This is a genomic window from Stenotrophomonas ginsengisoli (genome assembly GCF_001431485.1).
GTDB classification, from domain to species: Bacteria; Pseudomonadota; Gammaproteobacteria; order Xanthomonadales; family Xanthomonadaceae; genus Stenotrophomonas; species Stenotrophomonas ginsengisoli.
This window is the reverse complement of sequence record NZ_LDJM01000051.1, coordinates 1-18,167: the sequence shown is the minus strand read 5'-3', so window position 1 is coordinate 18,167 and position 18,167 is coordinate 1. Positions and strand designations below refer to the sequence as shown.

General features: G+C 67.7%; 18 protein-coding genes and 1 other RNA gene. 10 read left to right on the top strand and 9 right to left on the bottom strand.

Features of this window, described 5'->3' with window-relative positions; genetic code table 11:
• Positions 1 to 87 precede the first annotated feature (87 nt).
• The 7 genes from ABB30_RS14775 to ABB30_RS14745 form a co-directional block, all read right to left on the bottom strand.
• A complete protein-coding gene (locus tag ABB30_RS14775; RefSeq protein ID WP_057639090.1) occupies positions 88 to 1,026 on the bottom strand; it encodes a nucleoside hydrolase in 939 nt (312 codons plus the stop codon).
• A 64-nt stretch (positions 1,027 to 1,090) separates the two neighbouring features.
• Complete coding sequence (gene recG / locus ABB30_RS14770) at positions 1,091 to 3,202, bottom strand: ATP-dependent DNA helicase RecG (RefSeq protein WP_057639074.1); 2,112 nt, start codon at positions 3,200 to 3,202, stop codon at positions 1,091 to 1,093.
• Positions 3,203 to 3,212: 10 nt separating this feature from the next.
• Complete coding sequence (locus tag ABB30_RS14765; protein WP_057639089.1) at positions 3,213 to 3,596, bottom strand: RidA family protein; 384 nt, start codon at positions 3,594 to 3,596, stop codon at positions 3,213 to 3,215.
• A 94-nt stretch (positions 3,597 to 3,690) separates the two neighbouring features.
• On the bottom strand, positions 3,691 to 5,847 hold the full coding sequence (locus tag ABB30_RS14760) for a RelA/SpoT family protein (RefSeq protein WP_057639073.1): 2,157 nt from the start codon (positions 5,845 to 5,847) through the stop codon (positions 3,691 to 3,693).
• A gap of 106 nt (positions 5,848 to 5,953) precedes the next feature.
• Complete coding sequence (gene rpoZ, locus ABB30_RS14755; protein ID WP_057639072.1) at positions 5,954 to 6,253, bottom strand: DNA-directed RNA polymerase subunit omega; 300 nt, start codon at positions 6,251 to 6,253, stop codon at positions 5,954 to 5,956.
• A 126-nt stretch (positions 6,254 to 6,379) separates the two neighbouring features.
• The gene (gene gmk / locus ABB30_RS14750; RefSeq protein ID WP_057639071.1) at positions 6,380 to 6,994 is read right to left on the bottom strand and encodes a guanylate kinase; all 615 of its coding nucleotides are present in this window, start codon (positions 6,992 to 6,994) and stop codon (positions 6,380 to 6,382) included.
• Positions 6,995 to 7,040: 46 nt separating this feature from the next.
• Positions 7,041 to 7,901, bottom strand: a complete 861-nt coding sequence (locus ABB30_RS14745; RefSeq protein WP_057639070.1) for a YicC/YloC family endoribonuclease — start codon at positions 7,899 to 7,901, stop codon at positions 7,041 to 7,043.
• Between the two features lie 105 nt (positions 7,902 to 8,006).
• Between ABB30_RS14745 and rph the strand changes: the two genes are divergently transcribed.
• The 7 genes from rph (at position 8,007) to pepQ (ending at position 15,185) form a co-directional block, all read left to right on the top strand.
• A complete protein-coding gene (gene rph, locus ABB30_RS14740) occupies positions 8,007 to 8,735 on the top strand; it encodes a ribonuclease PH (protein ID WP_057639069.1) in 729 nt (242 codons plus the stop codon).
• Entirely contained in the window at positions 8,732 to 9,121 is a 390-nt protein-coding gene (locus tag ABB30_RS14735; protein ID WP_057639068.1) for a VOC family protein, read from the top strand. Before rph ends, ABB30_RS14735 begins: the two co-directional genes overlap by 4 nt.
• Positions 9,118 to 9,720 carry an RdgB/HAM1 family non-canonical purine NTP pyrophosphatase gene (gene rdgB / locus ABB30_RS14730; protein ID WP_057639067.1) on the top strand — a complete coding sequence of 201 codons (603 nt, stop codon included), beginning with the start codon at positions 9,118 to 9,120 and terminating at the stop codon, positions 9,718 to 9,720. Before ABB30_RS14735 ends, rdgB begins: the two co-directional genes overlap by 4 nt.
• 9 nt (positions 9,721 to 9,729) lie before the next feature.
• Complete coding sequence (hemW, locus tag ABB30_RS14725; RefSeq protein ID WP_057639066.1) at positions 9,730 to 10,887, top strand: radical SAM family heme chaperone HemW; 1,158 nt, start codon at positions 9,730 to 9,732, stop codon at positions 10,885 to 10,887.
• Positions 10,888 to 10,991: 104 nt separating this feature from the next.
• Positions 10,992 to 13,451, top strand: coding sequence for a DUF1631 family protein (locus tag ABB30_RS14720; RefSeq protein WP_152980772.1), 2,460 nt, complete (start codon positions 10,992 to 10,994; stop codon positions 13,449 to 13,451).
• Positions 13,448 to 13,792: a PilZ domain-containing protein gene (locus ABB30_RS14715; RefSeq protein WP_057639065.1), complete on the top strand. Its 345-nt coding sequence runs from the start codon at positions 13,448 to 13,450 to the stop codon at positions 13,790 to 13,792. The genes ABB30_RS14720 and ABB30_RS14715 overlap by 4 nt, the downstream gene beginning before the upstream one ends.
• 61 nt (positions 13,793 to 13,853) lie before the next feature.
• The gene (gene pepQ, locus ABB30_RS14710; RefSeq protein ID WP_057639064.1) at positions 13,854 to 15,185 is read left to right on the top strand and encodes a Xaa-Pro dipeptidase; all 1,332 of its coding nucleotides are present in this window, start codon (positions 13,854 to 13,856) and stop codon (positions 15,183 to 15,185) included.
• A gap of 89 nt (positions 15,186 to 15,274) precedes the next feature.
• On the opposite strand, the gene ABB30_RS14705 is transcribed toward pepQ, so the two are convergent.
• Both ABB30_RS14705 and ABB30_RS14700 read right to left on the bottom strand, forming a co-directional pair.
• Positions 15,275 to 16,609 (bottom strand): aminopeptidase P N-terminal domain-containing protein, encoded by a 1,335-nt coding sequence (locus tag ABB30_RS14705; protein ID WP_057639087.1) that lies wholly within the window; start codon positions 16,607 to 16,609, stop codon positions 15,275 to 15,277.
• Between the two features lie 16 nt (positions 16,610 to 16,625).
• The gene (locus tag ABB30_RS14700) at positions 16,626 to 17,171 is read right to left on the bottom strand and encodes a YecA/YgfB family protein (RefSeq protein WP_057639063.1); all 546 of its coding nucleotides are present in this window, start codon (positions 17,169 to 17,171) and stop codon (positions 16,626 to 16,628) included.
• 121 nt (positions 17,172 to 17,292) lie between these two features.
• Between ABB30_RS14700 and ABB30_RS14695 the strand changes: the two genes are divergently transcribed.
• The 3 genes from ABB30_RS14695 (at position 17,293) to ssrS (ending at position 18,099) form a co-directional block, all read left to right on the top strand.
• Positions 17,293 to 17,514, top strand: a complete 222-nt coding sequence (locus tag ABB30_RS14695; RefSeq protein ID WP_057639062.1) for a TIGR02449 family protein — start codon at positions 17,293 to 17,295, stop codon at positions 17,512 to 17,514.
• Positions 17,511 to 17,810: a cell division protein ZapA gene (locus ABB30_RS14690; protein ID WP_057639061.1), complete on the top strand. Its 300-nt coding sequence runs from the start codon at positions 17,511 to 17,513 to the stop codon at positions 17,808 to 17,810. Before ABB30_RS14695 ends, ABB30_RS14690 begins: the two co-directional genes overlap by 4 nt.
• A 103-nt stretch (positions 17,811 to 17,913) precedes the next feature.
• Positions 17,914 to 18,099, top strand: a non-coding RNA gene (ssrS, locus tag ABB30_RS15920) — 6S RNA.
• The last annotated feature ends 68 nt before the right edge of the window (positions 18,100 to 18,167 follow it).

Sequence of the window (18,167 nt, the reverse complement as noted above, 5' to 3'; positions counted from 1 at the left end):
CGCACCTTATGAAAAAGAGGGCTGCAGGGCAAGAGCGGCATTATATTCCCGGCCTGCGCAGTACGCAAGCCGGGACACTCTGCTGGTTCAGTTCAGGCCCAGCGCACTGCGCACGCGAGCCTCGAAACGCCGCTGATCATACCCGATAAGCAGCTGTGCGTTGTCGCTGCGTCCACTCTGGCGGTTCCAGTCCACGATCGTGGCCCCACGGGTATGGGTGCCGGCCATCTCCACCACCAACGGGCGCGATTCCACCCGGGTGACCGATTCCGGCTCCAGCGCCCAGGCCATGGCCAGCGCATCGGCGGCGTACCAGCGCTCGCCACGGCTGTCTTCGGACCACAGACGGGTCTTGCGCGAGATCAGCTCGTAAAAACGCGCCTTGTCGGTATCGGCATCCAGCCAGGCCATCACGTCGGTATGCAGCAGGCCGTGGGCCAGGGTGGCTTCCCAGTCGGCAACTTCGACCATCGGGAAGGCGGTGAAGACGATATGCGCCGCTTCCGGGTCCACCGCGATGTTGAACTCGGCGGCCGGGGTGATGTTGCCATGCGCACTGAACGCACCGCCCATCACCAGCACGCGCTTGATGCGCGTGGGCAGGCTCGGATCCAGCTTGAGCGCCAGGGCCACATTGGTCAGCGGCCCCAGGGCGACCAGGAACAGCTTGCCGGCATGCTCATGGGACAGGCGGATGATCGCCAGCGCGGCATGCTCGTCACTGACGGTATGACTGGCCAGCGGCAGGCCGACATCACCGAAGCCATCCACGCCATGCACGTGGGCCGCATCCTCGGCCGGGTGCACCAGGGGCTCGGGGGCACCAGCAAACACCGGCACATCCATCCGCCCGGCGACCTCGCACAATTTCAGGGCATTGCGGACCGTGTGCTCCAGGCCGACGTTGCCAGCCGCCACGGTCAGGCCAACCACATCGTGGCGGTCATCGGCAAAGGCCATCAACAGGGCCAGTGCGTCGTCGACACCCGGATCGGTGTCGATCAGCAACGGAATCTTTTCAGTCATGATGCTTTCGCTTTGGTTGGCATGGGAGTCTGCCACCGCACCGCGAGCAACGCAAAGCCCGCCGTCAGGCTGCCGCGTAACGCACCGCCGAGCCGATCCAGCGGCTGATCACCCGCTCCACCAGCGCAGGATGGCCTTGCAACAGGCGCTCGGCCAGCTCATGCACCGCCGGCAGCAGGTGGGCGTCACGGGCCAGGTCGGCGATCCGGAACAGGGCCACCCCGGTCTGCCGCGTGCCAAGCAACTCACCCGGGCCACGCAGCTCCAGATCCTTCTCGGCGATGACAAAGCCATCGTGGGTATCGCGCATGGTGGCCAGGCGCGATTTGGCCATCATCGACAACGGCCCCTGGTAGAACAGCACGCAACTGGACGCCGCACTGCCCCGCCCCACCCGGCCGCGCAGCTGGTGCAACTGGGCCAGGCCCAGGCGCTCGGCATTCTCGATCACCATCAGCGAGGCATTGGGCACATCCACGCCCACCTCGATCACCGTGGTGGCCACCAGCAGGTGGGTATCGCCCGCCTTGAAGGTGGCCATTGCCGCCTGCTTGTCGGCCGGCTTCATGCGCCCGTGCACCAGGGCCACCTGCAGCTCCGGCAACGATGCCGCCAGTTGTGCATGGATGGACTCGGCCGCACTGGCCTGGAGCTCCTCGTTTTCCTCGATCAGGGTGCACACCCAGTAGGCCTGCCGCCCCTGGGCACAGGCATGGCGGATGCGCTCGACCAACTCGTCGCGGCGGCTGTTGCTGAGCACGATGGTCTGCACCGGGGTACGTCCGGGCGGCAGTTCATCGATGGCCGAGACGTCCAGGTCGGCGTATTCGCTCATCGCCAGGGTGCGCGGAATCGGGGTGGCGGTCATCACCAGCTGGTGCGGCACACTGCCCGGGCGTGCGCCCTTGTCGCGCAGGGCCAGCCGCTGGTGCACGCCGAAACGGTGCTGCTCATCGACAATGGCCAGGGCCAGGTCATGGAACACCACGCTGTCCTGCATCAGGGCATGGGTGCCGACCACCACCTGGGCCGAACCGTCGGCGATCGCCGCCAGGGTGGCCGCACGCGCCTTGCCGGTGACCTTGCCGGCCAGCCAGCACACCGATACCCCCAGCGGCTCCAGCCAGCCACGCAGGTTGTGCAGGTGCTGCTCGGCCAGCAGCTCGGTGGGCGCGGCCAGCGCCACCTGGAAACCGGCCTGCACCGCCAGCATCGCCGCCAACGCCGCCACCACGGTCTTGCCCGAGCCGACATCGCCCTGGACCAGACGCAGCATCGGCTGCGGCCGGGCCAGGTCGTCGGCGATCTGCGCAAACACCCGTTGCTGGGCACCCGTGAGTTGGAACGGCAGCGCCGCCAGCAGACGCGCCACGCCGTCGCCACTGCCATCCAACGCCGGTGCGGCATGCTGCTGCAGGGCGATGCGCTGGCGGCGCAGGCTCAGGTGATGGGCCAGCAATTCCTCGATCGCCAGCCGCGCGATGGCCGGATGGCGACCGGCCGCCAGTGCGGCCAGGTCCGTATCAGCCTCGGGCCGGTGCACGGTCAACAGGGCGCTGCGCAGGGACGGCAGGCCCAACTGCGCCAGCCAGGCCGGCGGCACGATATCCAGCTCGGCTTCGGCAGGCAGCCGGTCCAGCGCCTGGCCGACCAGCTTGCGCACGGTGGCCGGGCCAACCCCATCCACCAGCGGATACACCGGGTCCAGGGTCTGACCCAGGCCCGGTTCCTCGCCCAGCGCCAGCACCCGGTAACTGGGATGAACGATCTCCAGCCCGGTCGGGCCGAGCTTGGCGGTGCCGAATACTCGTACGCGTACGCCGTGGGCGAACTGCGCCACCTGGGCGGCACGGAAATGGAAAAAGCGCAGCACCAAGGGGCCGCCACTGTCGTCCTCGATGGCCACCTTGAGCATCGGCCGGCCACGGAAACTGCGCTCAACCGCCACCACCTGCCCTTCCACCTGGGCGGACATGCCGTTGCGCAGCAGCGCCAGCGGAGTGATGCAGGTGCGGTCTTCGTAGCTGCGCGGCAGGTGCAGCCAGAGGTCCTGCAAGGTCCCCAGGCCACGTTCGGTCAGCTTGGCCGCCACCGCCGGGCCGACGCCGGACAGCGCCGTCAACGGCGACTGCCCGGCCGCCGCCAGGGCCGGGGCGGAAATCCGCTTGCGGCTCACAGTGCTCGGATTATTCCAGCACCATGGTGGCTTCGACTTCGAACAGCACACCCTTGGGCAGGGCGGACACTTCGATGGTCGAACGGGCCGGGTACGGCGCGCAGAAGTATTCCTGCATCACCGCATTGACCTGGGCGAACTGGCCCAGATCGGTCAGGAACAGGCCGCAACGCACGATCTGCTCCAGCGAGCCACCGGCCGCTTCGGCCACGGCCTTGAGGTTGTCGAAGGCACGACGGGCCTGGGCGGTGATGTCACCTTCCACCACGTTGCCGGTGGCCGGGTCCAGCGGAATCTGGCCGGAGAAATACACCACGTTGCCCACGCGCACGGCCTGGGAATACGGGCCGATGGCAGCCGGGGCCTGGTCGGTATTGATGATCTGGCGGCTCATGGCGCGCTCCTGTTGGTTCATGGAGCGGCCATTGTAGCCATCCTGAGCAGGCGATCCGGCACCTGCCGGCAACAACAGGCAGTGCCGGCAGCCGTTACTGCCGGCGCACCGACTGCACCACGCTCAGGCGGCGCAGGCGACGCATCACCTCGGCCAGGTGGTTGCGGTCATTGACCTGGATGTTGAAGCACAACACCGCGGCATTCGGGTCGCGATCCAGGTAATCGACGCGGTCGATGTTGGACTTGCTCTGCGCAATCGAGGCAGCCAACTGGGCCAGCACGCCGGTGCCGTTCTCCACCGCCACCACCAGCGCAGTGTCGTAATCGCCGACCACACTGGTATCCCAGCCGATCGGCACCCAGCGGTCGGGCGTCTTGCGCAGCTCGGCCAGGTTGGGGCAATCCATGCGGTGGACCACGATGCCCTTGCCGGCGGTGTGGTAACCCATGATCTCGTCGCCCGGGATCGGCTGGCAGCAGTTGGCAAAGCTGACCACCCCACGCTCGCTGCCACTGATCAGGATCTTCTCCTGACTGCGCAGGCTGGCCGGGCCACGCAGGTCGGCATAGGCCAGCAGGGCCTGGGCGGCCTGGAACGGCATCCAGTTGCCCAGTGCCACGTCGGCCAGGAAGGCCTCCAGACGCGGGTAGCGGTGCTCGGCCAGGAAGGCATCCATGCGCCCCTTGGGCAGACGCTCGATCGAGCTGTCCATTGCCTCCAGGGTGCGGTCGAGCATGCGATGGCCCAGCTGCACGGCATCTTCGTGCTCAAGCTGCTTGAGCTGGTGGCGGATGGCCGTACGCGCCTTGGACGAGACCACAAACTCCAGCCACTGCGGCTTGGGCGTGGCCGAACGGGCGGTGATGATCTCCACCGTCTGCCCGCTGCTCAGGCGGGTGCGCAGCGGCACCAGCTTCTTGTCCACCCGGCAGGCCACCGCCTTGTTGCCGACATCGGTATGCACCGCATAGGCAAAATCCAGCGCGGTGGCATTGCGCGGCAGGGCCAGGATCTTGCCCTTGGGGGTGAACAGGTAGACTTCGTCCGGGAACAGGTCGACCTTGACGTTGTCCAGGAACTCCAGCGACGAGCCGGCCGCACGCTGCGACTCGACCAGCTCGCTGATCCAGGCATGGGCCCGGCTCTGCGCGCTGTTGGGGCCGTCACCACCGAACTTGTAGCTCCAGTGCGCGGCGATGCCGCGCTCGGCCACCAGGTCCATTTCCTCGGTACGGATCTGCACCTCGATCGGCGAGCCGTAGGGGCCGAACAGCACCGTGTGCAGCGACTGGTAACCGTTGGCCTTGGGAATGGCGATGAAGTCGCGGAAGCGCCCGTCCAGCGGCTTGAACGCCGCATGCACCGCGCCCAGGGCGTGGTAGCAGGTGGGCACATCCTTGACCACCAGGCGGAAGCCGAACACATCCATCACCTGGTCGAAGGATTTGTTCTCCTGGTTCATCTTGTTGTAGATGCTCCAGGGGGTCTTGATCCGGCTGATCAGGCGGTGCTCGATGCCCTCGCGGGCCAGGCGCTGGCTCAGCTGCACCTCGACCTGGGCCATCGCCTCGCGACGCACCACCGGCTGGGACAGGATGTGCTTTTCCAGGATCGTGTGCCGCCACGGATACAACGCCTTGAAGCCGTGGTTCTGCAGCTCGCTCTTGACCAGGTTCATGCCCAGGCGCTGGGCAATCGGGGCGTAGATTTCCAGTGTTTCCAGGGCGATGCGCTGGCGCGCCTCGGCACTCTGCGCGCCCAGGGTGCGCATGTTGTGCAGGCGGTCGGCCAGCTTGATCATGATCACGCGCAGGTCGCGCGACATGGCCAGCAGCATCTTGCGGAAGCTCTCCGCCGCCGCTTCCTGGCGGTCACGGAACTTGAGCTTGTCCAGCTTGGTCACGCCCTCGACGATGTCGGCCACGGCCTCGCCGAACTGGCCGGCCAGCTGCTCGCGGGTCAGCGGGGTGTCTTCGATGGTGTCATGCAGGATGGCGGCAACCAGCGCCTCCACATCCAGGCCCAGTTCGGCCAGCACCCCGGCCACGGCCACCGGGTGGGTGATGTAGGGCTCGCCGGACTTGCGGGTCTGCCCGGCGTGCGCCGCCGCCCCGACCTCCCAGGCCCGACGCAGCACCTGCTGTTGCTCAGCCGGCAGATAGGCCGCACTGCGCTCGAGCTGGAGCACATAGTCGGGAACCGCCGCACCGGTATCGGCGAGGGCGGAAATGGCAGGACTTGGTTTCATGACAGAAGACTATGTCAGTGGAAGGCGGCGGTAAACCTTGCCTCCAAACAAAACAACGGCCCGCACAGGCGGGCCGTTGCACGGCAATCACGAGGGCGACGGAAAATCAGTCGTCGTTCTTGCTCATGTCCTCTTCGGCCACCAGCTCGGCAGCAGCCAGTTCCAGCGCTTCGCGCTCGGCACGCTCGCGCTCGGCCTTCTCCACTTCGTCGATCAGGGCGTTGTCGATCTTGCGCGCGGCAATCTCGCGCAGCGCCAGCACCGTCGGCTTGTCATCGGTTTCGCTGTTGTCCAGCGTGGCCTGCACGCCATTGGCCAGCTGACGGGCACGCTTGGAGGCCATCATGACCAGCTCGAAACGGTTGTTAACAACTTCCAGACAATCTTCTACGGTAATGCGGGCCATGCGAGCTCCCGGCAGCCTGTGCGGCCGCACTATTTGGACGGGGAAAGGCGGCGATTGTACGCCAGCCCAGCGGGCAGAATCAATCAGGGGCAAGAGTACCCCTTATGAATCAGCCAGTTAAGTCAATCAATCCTGCAGCAGGGTGTCGATCAGGCCGGCATGGCGCTGGGCCTGGGCCTCGCGGCGCAGGCGGCTACCGCGGAAGATGGCGCACATTTCATCCACGGCGGTGTCGAAGTCCTCGTTGACGATGACGTAGTCGAACTCGGCGAAGTGGGACATTTCCTCGCGGGCGGCGGCCATGCGCTGGGCAATCACCGCCTCGCTGTCCTGGCCACGCTTGCGCATGCGTTCTTCCAGCGCCTGGCGCGAAGGCGGCAGGATGAACACGCTCACCGCGCCGGGCACCTTGGCCCGGACCTGCTGCGCGCCCTGCCAGTCGATTTCAAGCAGCACGTCCTGGCCGGCCGCCAGCTGCGGCTCCACCGACTGCCGGGCGGTGCCCTTCCAGTCGCCGTGGACCAGCGCGTGCTCGAAGAAATCGCCGGCGGCGATCATCGATTCAAACTCGGCCGCCGGGACGAAGTGGTAGTGCTTGCCGTTTTCCTCGCCCGGGCGCATCGCCCGCGAGGTGAAGGAAATGGACAGGCAGATCTGCGGGTCACGGGCCAGGGTGGCATTGACCAGCGAGCTTTTGCCGGCACCGGAGGGTGCGGCGACGATGTAGAGGGTTCCGCGCATGGCTAGAGGGTATCGATAACGGGAAGGAGGGAGCGGCCGGACGGCCTCACTCGATGTTCTGGACCTGCTCGCGGATCTGGTCGATCAGCACCTTGAGCTCGACCGCGGCATTGGAGGTGCGGCTGTCCACCGACTTGGAGCCGGTGGTGTTGGCCTCGCGGTTGAACTCCTGCAGCAGGAAGTCCAGACGGCGGCCGACCGGCTCGCGCGAGCGCAGCACCCGGCGGATCTCGCTGATGTGGCTGGCCAGGCGGTCCAGCTCCTCATCCACATCCAGCTTCTGCAACCACAGCACCAGTTCGGCCTCGGCCCGGCCCGGCTCCACCGGATGCGGCAGATCGGCCAGACGCGCGGCCAGCTTGGCACGCTGCCCTTCACGGATGGCCGGAATCAGCTCGCGCACCTGGCCGGCGATCTGCTCGATGCCGTCCACGCGCTCGGCAATGGCGGCGGCCAGCTTGCCACCCTCGCGTTCGCGCGCGGCGATGAAGCCGTCCAGCACTTCGTCCAGCAGTTCCAGTGCCTGGGCCTGCAGTGCAGTGGCATCCACCGCCTCGCCCTGGATCACCCCCGGGTACTGCAGCAGGTCGGTGAAACCGATGCGCATGTGCGGGAACTTGCTGTGCAGGCCCAGGGCCAGGCTGGCCAGCTGGTCCACCAGGGCCTGGTTGACGGCCAGGGTGGCAACGCCTTCGGCGCTGCGCAGGCGCAGCACCGCATCGATCTTGCCGCGGTTCACCCGCGCGCTGATGCGTTCGCGCAACGCACTTTCGGCCGCGCGCAGGTCTTCAGGCAGGCGCAGGCCCACCTCCAGGAAACGGTGGTTGACCGAGCGCAGCTCGCAGGACAGGGTGCCCCAGGCGGTGGCGCGTTCGCCGCCAGCCCAGGCGGTCATGCTACGGATCATGGGAGATTTCCATGCCTTCAAAGAGCAGATGGTACCCTAGCCGGCCGCGTTGACCGGCATCTGGCCGTGTCCGCGTTCCTGTTCCCGCCAGATTCCGGTAGCCCCATGACCAGCTTTTCCCGTCCCTCCGGCCGTTCGGCCGACCAGTTGCGTGATGTGCGCATCGAACGCGCCTTCACCTGCCATGCCGAAGGTTCGGTGCTGGTCAGCTTCGGCAACACCCGCGTGCTGTGCACGGCCAGCATCGAGAACCGGGTGCCGGGCTTTTTGCGTGGCAAGGGCGAAGGCTGGGTGACGGCCGAGTACGGCATGCTGCCGCGCGCCACCCATACCCGCACCGACCGCGAGGCCGCCCGTGGCAAGCAGGGCGGGCGCACCCTGGAGATCCAGCGCCTGATCGGCCGCAGCCTGCGCGCCTGTGTGGACCGCAATGCCCTGGGCGAACGCACCATCACCCTGGACTGCGATGTGCTGCAGGCCGACGGTGGCACCCGCACCGCCGCGATCACCGGCGCCTACGTGGCCCTGGTCGATGCCGTGAACACGCTGATGGCCAGGAAGGAACTCAAGCGCAACCCGATCATCGGCGCCGTGGCGGCCGTGTCGGTGGGCGTGTACCGCGGCACCCCGGTGCTGGACCTGGACTACGCCGAAGACAGCGACTGCGACACCGACATGAACGTGGTCATGAATGACGGTGGCGGCTTCATCGAACTGCAGGGCACCGCCGAGGGCCATGCCTTCCGTCGCGATGAACTCAATGAGCTGCTGGCCTTGGCCGAAAAGGGCATCGGCGAACTGCTCGCCGCCCAGCAGGCGGCGCTGGGCGCATGAACCAGCAACTGGCCCTGGCCACCCTGCTGGTGGATGACTATGACCGCGCCATTGCCTGGTACACCCAGGTACTGGGCTTTGAGCTGCGTGCGGATGTGGCCATCGGCACCGGCAAGCGCTGGGTGGTGGTGGCCCCGCACGGCAGCCATGCCGGCCTGGTCCTGACCCTGGCCAGCACGGTCAACCAGCAGGGCCGCGTCGGCGACCAGACCGGCGGCCGGGTCGGCTTCTTCCTGCATACCGATGACTTTGCCCGCGACCATGCCGCGATGCTGGCCCGCGGGGTGCGCTTCACCGAAGCGCCGCGCCACGAGGCGCACGGCACCGTGGCCATCTTCACCGACCTGTACGGCAACACCTGGGACCTGCTGGAACCTGCGTCATGAAACAACTTGTGCTGGCCAGCGGCAACGCCGGCAAACTGGCCGAATTCAACCGCCTGCTGGCCGATGCCGGGATCACCGTGCTGTCCCAGGCCAGCCTGGGCGTGGACGATGCCGAGGAAACCGGGCTGAGCTTTGTCGAAAACGCCCTGCTCAAGGCCCGTCATGCCGCCCGCATCACCGGGCTGCCGGCGCTGGCCGATGATTCGGGCCTGTGCGTGGACGCGCTGGGCGGCGCACCGGGCCTGTACTCGGCCCGCTATGCCGGCAACCACGGCGACCATGCAGCCAACATTGCCAAGCTGCTGGGCAAGCTGGACGGCCTGCCCGTGCAGCAACGCGGCGCCCATTTCCACTGCACCCTGGTGGTGGTACGCCATGCCGAGGACCCGGACCCGCTGATCGCCCAGGGCCGCTGGCGCGGCACAGTGCTGAGCGCCCCGCGCGGTGCCGGCGGCTTCGGCTATGACCCGGTATTCGGCGACCCGGCCAGCGGCCTGGCAGCCGCCGAGCTGGCGCCGGCCGACAAGAACGCCCGCAGCCACCGCGGCCTGGCCCTGGCCCAGTTGATCCCCGCCCTGCCCGCCTTCCTGGGCGCCTGAAACCTGCTGATGTCCACGCTGATTCCGCCGCCGCTGTCGCTCTACATCCACCTGCCCTGGTGCGTGCGCAAATGCCCGTACTGCGACTTCAACTCGCATGCCGGCAAGGGCGCCCTGCCCTTTGATGCCTACATCGATGCCCTGATCGCCGACCTGGACCAGGACCTGCCGCTGGTCTGGGGCCGGGTGGTGAGCAGTGTGTTCTTCGGCGGCGGCACCCCCAGCCTGTTCCCGCCCGAGGCGATCGCCCGCATCCTGGATGCGGCCAGCGCGCGCCTGCGTTTTGCCCCGAATGCGGAAATCACCCTGGAAACCAACCCGGGCACCGCCGAGCATGGCCGCTTTGACGGTTACCTCAAGGCCGGGGTCAACCGTTTGAGCTTCGGCATCCAGAGCTTCAACGACCAGGCGCTGCACAAACTGGGCCGCATCCACGACAGCGCCCAGGCCGAAAGTGCGGTCAAGCTGGCCCAGGATGCCGGCTTTGACAACATCAACCTGGATCTGATGTATGCCCTGCCCGGCCAGGACCTGGCTGCCGCCGAGCACGACCTGCAGCGCGCCTTTGCCCTGGACCCGACCCACATCAGCCATTACCAGCTGACCCTGGAACCGAACACCATCTTCTTCGCCAAGCCGCCCAAGGGCATCCCCGATGAAGACGCGGCCTGGGACATCCAGGAGCATTGCCAGATGATGCTGGCCGACGCCGGCTATGCCCAGTACGAGGTCAGCGCCTACGCCCGCGCCGGGCGCCAGTGCGCGCACAACCTCAACTACTGGCGCTTCGGCGACTACCTGGGCATCGGTGCCGGCGCCCACGGCAAGATCAGCTCCGGCGCCGAGCAGCACGTACTGCGGCGCTGGAAGCACAAGCACCCGCAGACCTTCATGGACACCGCCGGCACGCCGGCCAGCATCGGCGGCGATGACATCATCGATGCCTCCCGCCTGCCGTTTGAGTACATGCTCAACCTGCTGCGCCTGCACGAGGGATTCAGCGAGCGCGACTTCAGTTCGCGTACCGGGCTGGAGCCGGCAGCCATTGCCGCGGCCCTGGGCCAGGCCAGCCAGCGTGTCTGGCTGACCGGCAAGGATGGCTTCTGGCAGCCGACCGAGCTGGGCCGCCGCTTCACCAATGACGTGGTCGAGCTGTTCCTGCCCTGAGCAGCGTCTGCCGGCCAGCCTCCATCCCGTCCCCGGCCACCACTGGCACCTGACCGGTCAGGCGTTTAAAGTTTGTGCCATTCAGGGGACGCAGGATGCACACCATGGCCGGTTCGCCACGAACACCGCCTTCCATTGAGCTGCCCGCGGCCCTGCCGCCCAGGGTCAGCGGGCTGCTGGAGCAGCTGCAGCAGCTGACCCAGCAGATCCTGCTCACACCATTGACGCTGACCATCGTCGAGCTGGAGCGCGACCTGATGCGCCATGCCGACGTGGCACGCAACAGCCAGCTGCAGATGGACCTGCTCGGCCAGGCCCGCCATGTGATGCCGATGGGCGAGGCCTTTGCCCGCCATTACCTGAGCCTGAGCGGGCGGGCCCTGACCAGCCTGCACGAAGCCGATGCGCGGCTGCCGGCCGACGCGGTCGCCGCCCCGGCCACCGAGCTGTCACTGGTGCAGGACATCGAGATCGACCGTGACATCGTGCTGGCCGACCTGGCCCGGCGCGAGGCACCACGTCATGCCAGCGCCCTGCATGTGCTCTCGCAGCGGATGGCGGTGCTGGCGGCCCGCCCGGCCTATGACATCGAGCAGGTACCGCTGTCCCCGCACTGGCTGTGCCGACGCCTGCCCCAGGCCAGCAGCCTGCTCGATCTCAGTGCCGAGGCCAGCCTGGTCCTGTACAAGGCCTTCGGCCGCATGGTGTTCGAGCGCCAGGCCGAACTGCTGGAACGCGCCAACAGCCTGCTGGCCAGCCAGGGCGTGCTGCCCGGCCTGGTCTACCAGCCGTTCCTGCCGCGTCCGGCCGGCCGTCGGCGCAGTGCCGGCCCGGCCGACGCCGATGCCCCGTCGCCGCACGGCAACAGCGCGGCATCGGGCAACTCCGCCAGCACTTCGCCCGCCGGCACCGGTGGTGCCGACCGACCACTGACCCAGTGGCAGGGCCAGGCCCCGGCCAGCGGCTGGCGCCAGAGCCTGCATGCCGCCACCGCCGATGCGGCGGCGGCCAGTGCGGCCGCTGCCGCCCTGCAGCCCGGCCAGGCGCTCAATGCCGCGGTCAGCGAGGAAGACCTGGCCGACCTGCAGCAGATGCTCAGCGCCGCCCGCCAGACCTACGGCAACCAACTGCCGCTCAGCAGCGCCAGCCTGCCGCTCCAGGCGGGCAACGGCCTGCCTGCTGCCGGCCCGGAGGCGGACATGTCCGCCACGCAGGCCAGCGCCGCCCCGGGCCCGGCCCTGAGCAGCCCGGTGGTCAACAACCTGCTGGCCCGCCTGCAGGGCCTGACCGCCGCCAAGCCGGCCAGCCCCGGGCGCTCGATCGAGGACATCCGCAACGCCCTGCTGGCCCAGGCCCGCGCCGAGCACGGCCCGGCGGCCCAGCTCTCGCCCCGCGACAACGACACCATGGACCTGCTCGGCCTGCTCTACCGGCAGATCCAGGCCCACATGCGCAGCGATGCCAGCGCCGGAGAACTGCTGACCCAGCTGCAGCTGCCGGTGGTGCGCGCGGCGATCAGCGACCCGGGCTTCTTCGTGCGCGATGAACACCCGGCGCGCGAGCTGCTCAATGCGGTGGCCGAATCCGGCGCCCTGTGGCTGGGCAACGAGGACGTGGACCCGGTGCTGGTGGCCAAGCTCGGCCAGACCGTGCACAAGGTGGTCAACGATTACGACGGCGATGAGCAGGTCTTTGCCAACGCCACCGAGGAAATCCAGGCCCACTACCGCAGTGCGGTGCACAAGGCCGAACTGGCCGAACGCCGCTTCATCGAGGCAGCGCGCGGCAAGGAACGCCTGGAAAGCGCCCGGCGCGTGGCCGACAAGACCATCCAGGCCGCCTGCGACAGCGAACCGGCACCGCCGCGTTTCGTGCAGAACCTGATGCGCCAGGCCTGGAATGATGTGCTGATGCTGACCCTGCTGCGCCAGGGCGAGCAATCCGGCGAATGGGAACAGCAGGTGGCCGCCACCCGCCAGATCGTGGCCCTGACCACCCAGGCCGCAGGCAACCCGGCCGATGAAGACTTCGGCCAGAGCCTGGAAAAGGCCCTGGGCCAGGTCGGCTACCACGGCGAGGAAGCCGGCGCGATTGCCCGCCGCCTGTCCACCCCGGGCGGCGAGGATGCGATCACCTCGCGCACCGAGCTCACTGCCCGCCTGCAGGCACGCAGCCGCCTGGGCGACCAGGGCGGCCGCCAGGACGAAGCCGTCGAGCGCCCGGCACCACCGCCAGCGCGCAACACCACCGAAGAATCGTGCTACCAGCAGCTGCGTGAACTGCCGTTCGGCACCTGGTTTGATTTCCACACCAACCAGCAGGGCGACACCCGTCGCCTGCGCATGTCCTGGTTCAGCCAGCTCACCGACAACGCCCTGTTCGTCAACGCACGTGGCCAGAAGGTGGCCGAACACACCATGGACAGCCTGGCCCGGCTGATGGCCAGCGGCCAGCTGCGCATCGTCAATGAAAGCCAGGGCCGGTTGATCGACCGCGCCTGGCAGGCCACCCTGCGCACCCTGCGCAGCCTGGCCGGCCGTGGCGGCAACAAGGAGTCCGCATGATGGAAGACACCCGTCGCGCCCCGCGCCGCGCCGTTCCCGAACATGTTCCGGTCACCGACCAGATGCGCGAGCAGGTGATCGGCCGGCTCGGCAATGTGTCTGAAAGCGGCATGCTGATCCTCTCCGACGCCCCGCTGGTGGACGATGCGCTGTACCAGCTCAGCTTCCAGGTGCCCGACCGCCACGGCCAGGCGGCCAACATCGATGTCGGCGTGCACCTGCTCTGGCGTGAACCGGCCCATGCGCCCGGCCAGTACTGGGCCGGCCTGCGCTTTCTGACCCTGAGCGCCACCCACCGCGAACTGCTGCGGCAGTGGATCAGCACCGGCCAGACCAGCTGAGGCGCGCAATCGCCGGCAGGCAGGTGCACAATCATGGGCTGTCGTTCCTGGATACATGCCCATGCACCTGCCTGATCCCGCCCCGCTGTACGCCGACCACCTGGCCACCCTGACCGCCCGCGCCGATGCCGCACTGGCCCGCGCCGGCCTGGACCATCTGGTCATCCCTTCCGGCCGGCTGCATTACCAGGTGTTTGACGACCGCGACTACCCGTTTGCGGTCAACCCGCATTTCAAGCACTGGCTGCCGCTGACCCGGGTGCCGGACAGCTGGGTGGTCCATACCCCGGGCAAGCGCCCGCAGCTGATCTTCAACCAGCCACGTGATTACTGGCATGTGGTGCCGGCCGCGCCCAACGGCTGGTGGGTGGAGCATTTCGACATCCACATCATCCGTGAGGCCGAGCAGGCCCTGCCGCTGCTGCCGGCCGACCCGGCGCGCTGCGCCATCCTCGGCGAGGCCAACAGCGCCATCGGTGCCTTCGCGCCCAACAACCCGCAGGCCGTGCTTGACCACCTGCACTGGCACCGCTCGTTCAAGACGCCCTATGAAATTGCCCTGATGCGCGCCGCCCAGGTACCGGCCGTGCGCGCGCACAAGGCCGCCGAGGCCGCCTTCCGCGCCGGGGCCAGTGAGTTCGAGATCCACATGGCCTACTGCGCAGCGGCCACCCAGGATGCCAACGAGCTGCCCTACGGCAACATCATCGCGCTGAACCAGAACGGCGCAGTGCTGCACTACACCGAACTGGACAAGCAGCGCCCGGCCGACCCGCGCAGCTTCCTGATCGATGCCGGTGCCTCGGCCTTTGGCTACGCCTCGGACATCACCCGCAGCTACGCCGCTGCCGGCCACGACGAATTCCAGGCCCTGATCGACGCGGTGGACCGGGTGCAGCAACAGCTGTGCGCCAAGGTCCGCGCCGGCTTTGACTACAAGCAGCTGCACCTGGATGCCCACCTCGGCCTGGCCGGGGTGCTGCGTGAGTTCGACATCATCAAGGTCGATGCCGAAACGGCCCTGGCCACCGGGGTCAGCAATGCCTTCTTCCCGCACGGGATCGGCCACGGCATCGGCGCCCAGGTGCACGACGTGGCCGGTTTTGCCGAAGGCGAGCATGGTGGCTTCATCCAGCGCCCGGACGGCCAGCGCTTCCTGCGCCTGACCCGGCAGCTGCAGCCGGGCATGGTGGTCACCATCGAACCGGGCATCTACTTCATCGACATGCTGCTGGAAGACCTGCGCGCGGCCGGCCAGGCCGATGCGGTGAACTGGCAGCGGGTGGACTTGTTCAAGCCCTACGGCGGCATCCGCATCGAGGACGAGGTGCTGTGCACCGACGCCCAGGCCGACAACCTGACCCGCCCGGTGTTTGCGGCCACTCCGGCCTGATTCCAGCCAGCGGCCGTCGGCACAATCAACAAAGGGCGCCTATGGCGCCCTTTGTCATTGTCGCAGGACAACGCCAGCGCCAGCGCCGATCAGCCGGCGCGCGCGGCCGCCATGAAGGCCTCCACCGCCTCTGCGCTGCGCTCCAGTGCACCGGTGATGTTGTCATGGCCGTCATCGGTGATCACCAGGTTGTCCTCGGTGCGGATACCGATGCCACGCCACTTGGCCGGTACATCCTTGTCATCCGGGCGCACATAGATCCCCGGCTCGATGGTCAGCACCATGCCCGGTTCGAGCAGGCGGCTTTCGCCTTCGATCCGGTAGCTGCCCACATCGTGCACATCCAGGCCCAACCAGTGCCCGCTCTTGTGCGGGTAGAAGCGCAGGTAGGCCTTGCTGGCCAGCACTTCGGCATGGGTGCCCTGCAGCAGGCCCAGCGACAGCAGGCCATCGACCAGCACATCCAGCGCGGTGTTGTGCAACGCCTCCCACGGCGTGCCCGGACGGGCAATGGCGATGGCGGCGGCCTGGGCACGCTCGACCAGGTCATACAGCTGGCGCTGCTCGGCACTGTAGCGGCCGTTGGCCGGGAAGGTCCGGGTGATGTCGGCCGCATAGCCACGGTACTCGGCGCCGGCATCGATCAGCACCAGGTCGCCATCGGCAGCCACCGCGTTGTTGGCCACGTAGTGCAGCACGCAGCCATTGCCACCGGCACCGACAATGGAGCCATACGCCGGCCAGCAGTCGCTGGCACGGAAATGACGTTCCAGTTCGGCCTGCAGCACGTATTCGGGCATGCCCGGGCGCACGATCGCCATCGCCGCGCGGTGGGCCTGCACGCTGACCTGGGCGGCATGGCGCATCAGGGCAACTTCCGCCTCGCTCTTGAACAGGCGCATTTCGTGCAGCAGGGTGCCCAGCTCCAGCAGCTCATGCGGCGGGCGTGCACCGTTGCGCACCTGGGCACGCACCTGGTTGACCCAGCCGATCAGCTGGCGGTCGAACTGGGCATCACGGCCGAACGGGTAATACACCCGGCTGCGCCCTTCCAGCAGGCCGGGCAGGATCTCGTCGATGTCCTCGATCGGGTAGGCATCATCGGCCCCGTACAACGACACCGCCCCGCCGGTACCGGCACGCGGGCCATCCCACATCTCGCGCTCGGGATGGCGCTCGCGGCAGAACAGGATCACCTCGCCATGGCGACGCCCGGGCACCAGCACCAGCACGGCTTCGGGCTCGTTGAAACCGGTCAGGTAATGGAAGTTGGAGTCCTGTCGGAACGGGTAATGGGTGTCATGGCTGCGCACTTTCTCCGCGGCGGCCGGCAGCACGATGATGGCCTGCTCGCCCACTGCGTCCATCAACTGGCGGCGGCGGCCGCGGTACTCACCGGCGCTGATCCCGGTCAATGCACGCAAGGACATCGCCGGCTCCTCAGTTCAGGCTCTTGCGGTGGCGCACGGCCATCACGCAGTCACCGTGCAGCAGCAGCACGGCCACGCGCACGAACTCCTCGATCTCGGCCAGGGCATCCTCGTCCTCGTCGCCGGCCTCGAATTCATCGCTGCTGGAAGCGGCCAGACGGGCCAGGTCTTCCAGTGCCTCCTCGCCCTCCTCGCTCAGGCTCGGGCGGGTGCCACTGGCCAGGCCGAAACCACCCAGAAAGCCGCGGCACCAGTCAAACAGCGCGCCGGTGCGTTCCAGCACCGTGGCACTGGCCGCACTGAGCAGCAGCTCGAAAGCAAAGTCACGGTCTTCCAGCTGGGCCACGCTCACCGCACGCAGGCGGTCCAGGGCACTGCCGGCTTCCGGCGCGGCCAGGCCCGGGTCGGCCAGTACCGCCGCCAGCCAGTCGTTGCGGTCGATGCCACCGGCGGCCAGCCAGCCGCACAGCCCGCCATGCAACTCGGCCGGGGTGCTGGCCAGGGCCAGTGCGTTGGCCTGCTGGGAAACGGCGGTGAAATCGGGAAGTTCGTTCATTGCATTGCCTATTGAAGGGAATCGAAGCGCCGCCACGTCCTGTGCAGCCATGCGCGCAGTGTACCGGGGCCAACCCCGATGGTGCTTGACCGGCCAGCGTTTGCCTGCCTATCGTGCGCCCATGCCTGCCTTTGATCCCGTCGCTGCATTGCACGCCCTGGCCTTGCGGGTCCAGACCCTGGTCGAGCGCAATACCCGCCTGGCCGAGGAGAACCGCAGCCTGCGTGTGGCCCAGGAGCAATTGATGGTCGAACGCGCCCAGCTGCTGGCCAAGAACGAGATGGCCCGCTCCCGCGTGGAAGCGATGATCACCCGGCTGCGTTCCCTGGAGCAGAACACATGAGTGCCAGCACCCCGGTCACCATCCGCATCCTGGACCGCGACTACACCGTGGGCGTGGATGCGGCCGAACGTGACAGCCTGGAAGCGGCCGCACGCAGCCTGGACGGGCGCATGCGCGAGATCCGCGGTGGCAACCGCACCGCGTCGGTGGATCGGGTGGCCGTGCTCACCGCCTTGAACCTGGCCCATGAACTGCTGTTGCTGCGCAACCAGCTCAGCGAACAGGAAAGCGACCTGCAGCGCGCCCTGAGCGAATTGAACCGGCGCCTGGACCGCGCCCTGGACGAAGCGCCCTGAACAATGCCGGCCCGGGAAAGTGCACACCCCGGCCACCAACTTGAACCTGCCAATGCCGACCAACGGGTGACCTTCGCCCATGCCTGCAGGTATACTTCAAGTGCGTTCTCTGCCGTGCCCGACAGCATGTGCAAACATATCGCCTTGTCCCTTAAGAACGACACCGGGGGCGCGCCGACACCGGGTGTGCATGTCCGTCTACGAGCGGAAAGCCCAATGGGGTCTCAGCGTCTCCACTTGAACCTCGGGTTCAGGGTCGTTTCGCATGCATCGGCATAGTGGAGAACCACCTTTTGAAACGGCACCTTCGTGGTGCCGTTTCTTTTTTCCGCAACACCGCTGCATGCCGGCATGCCG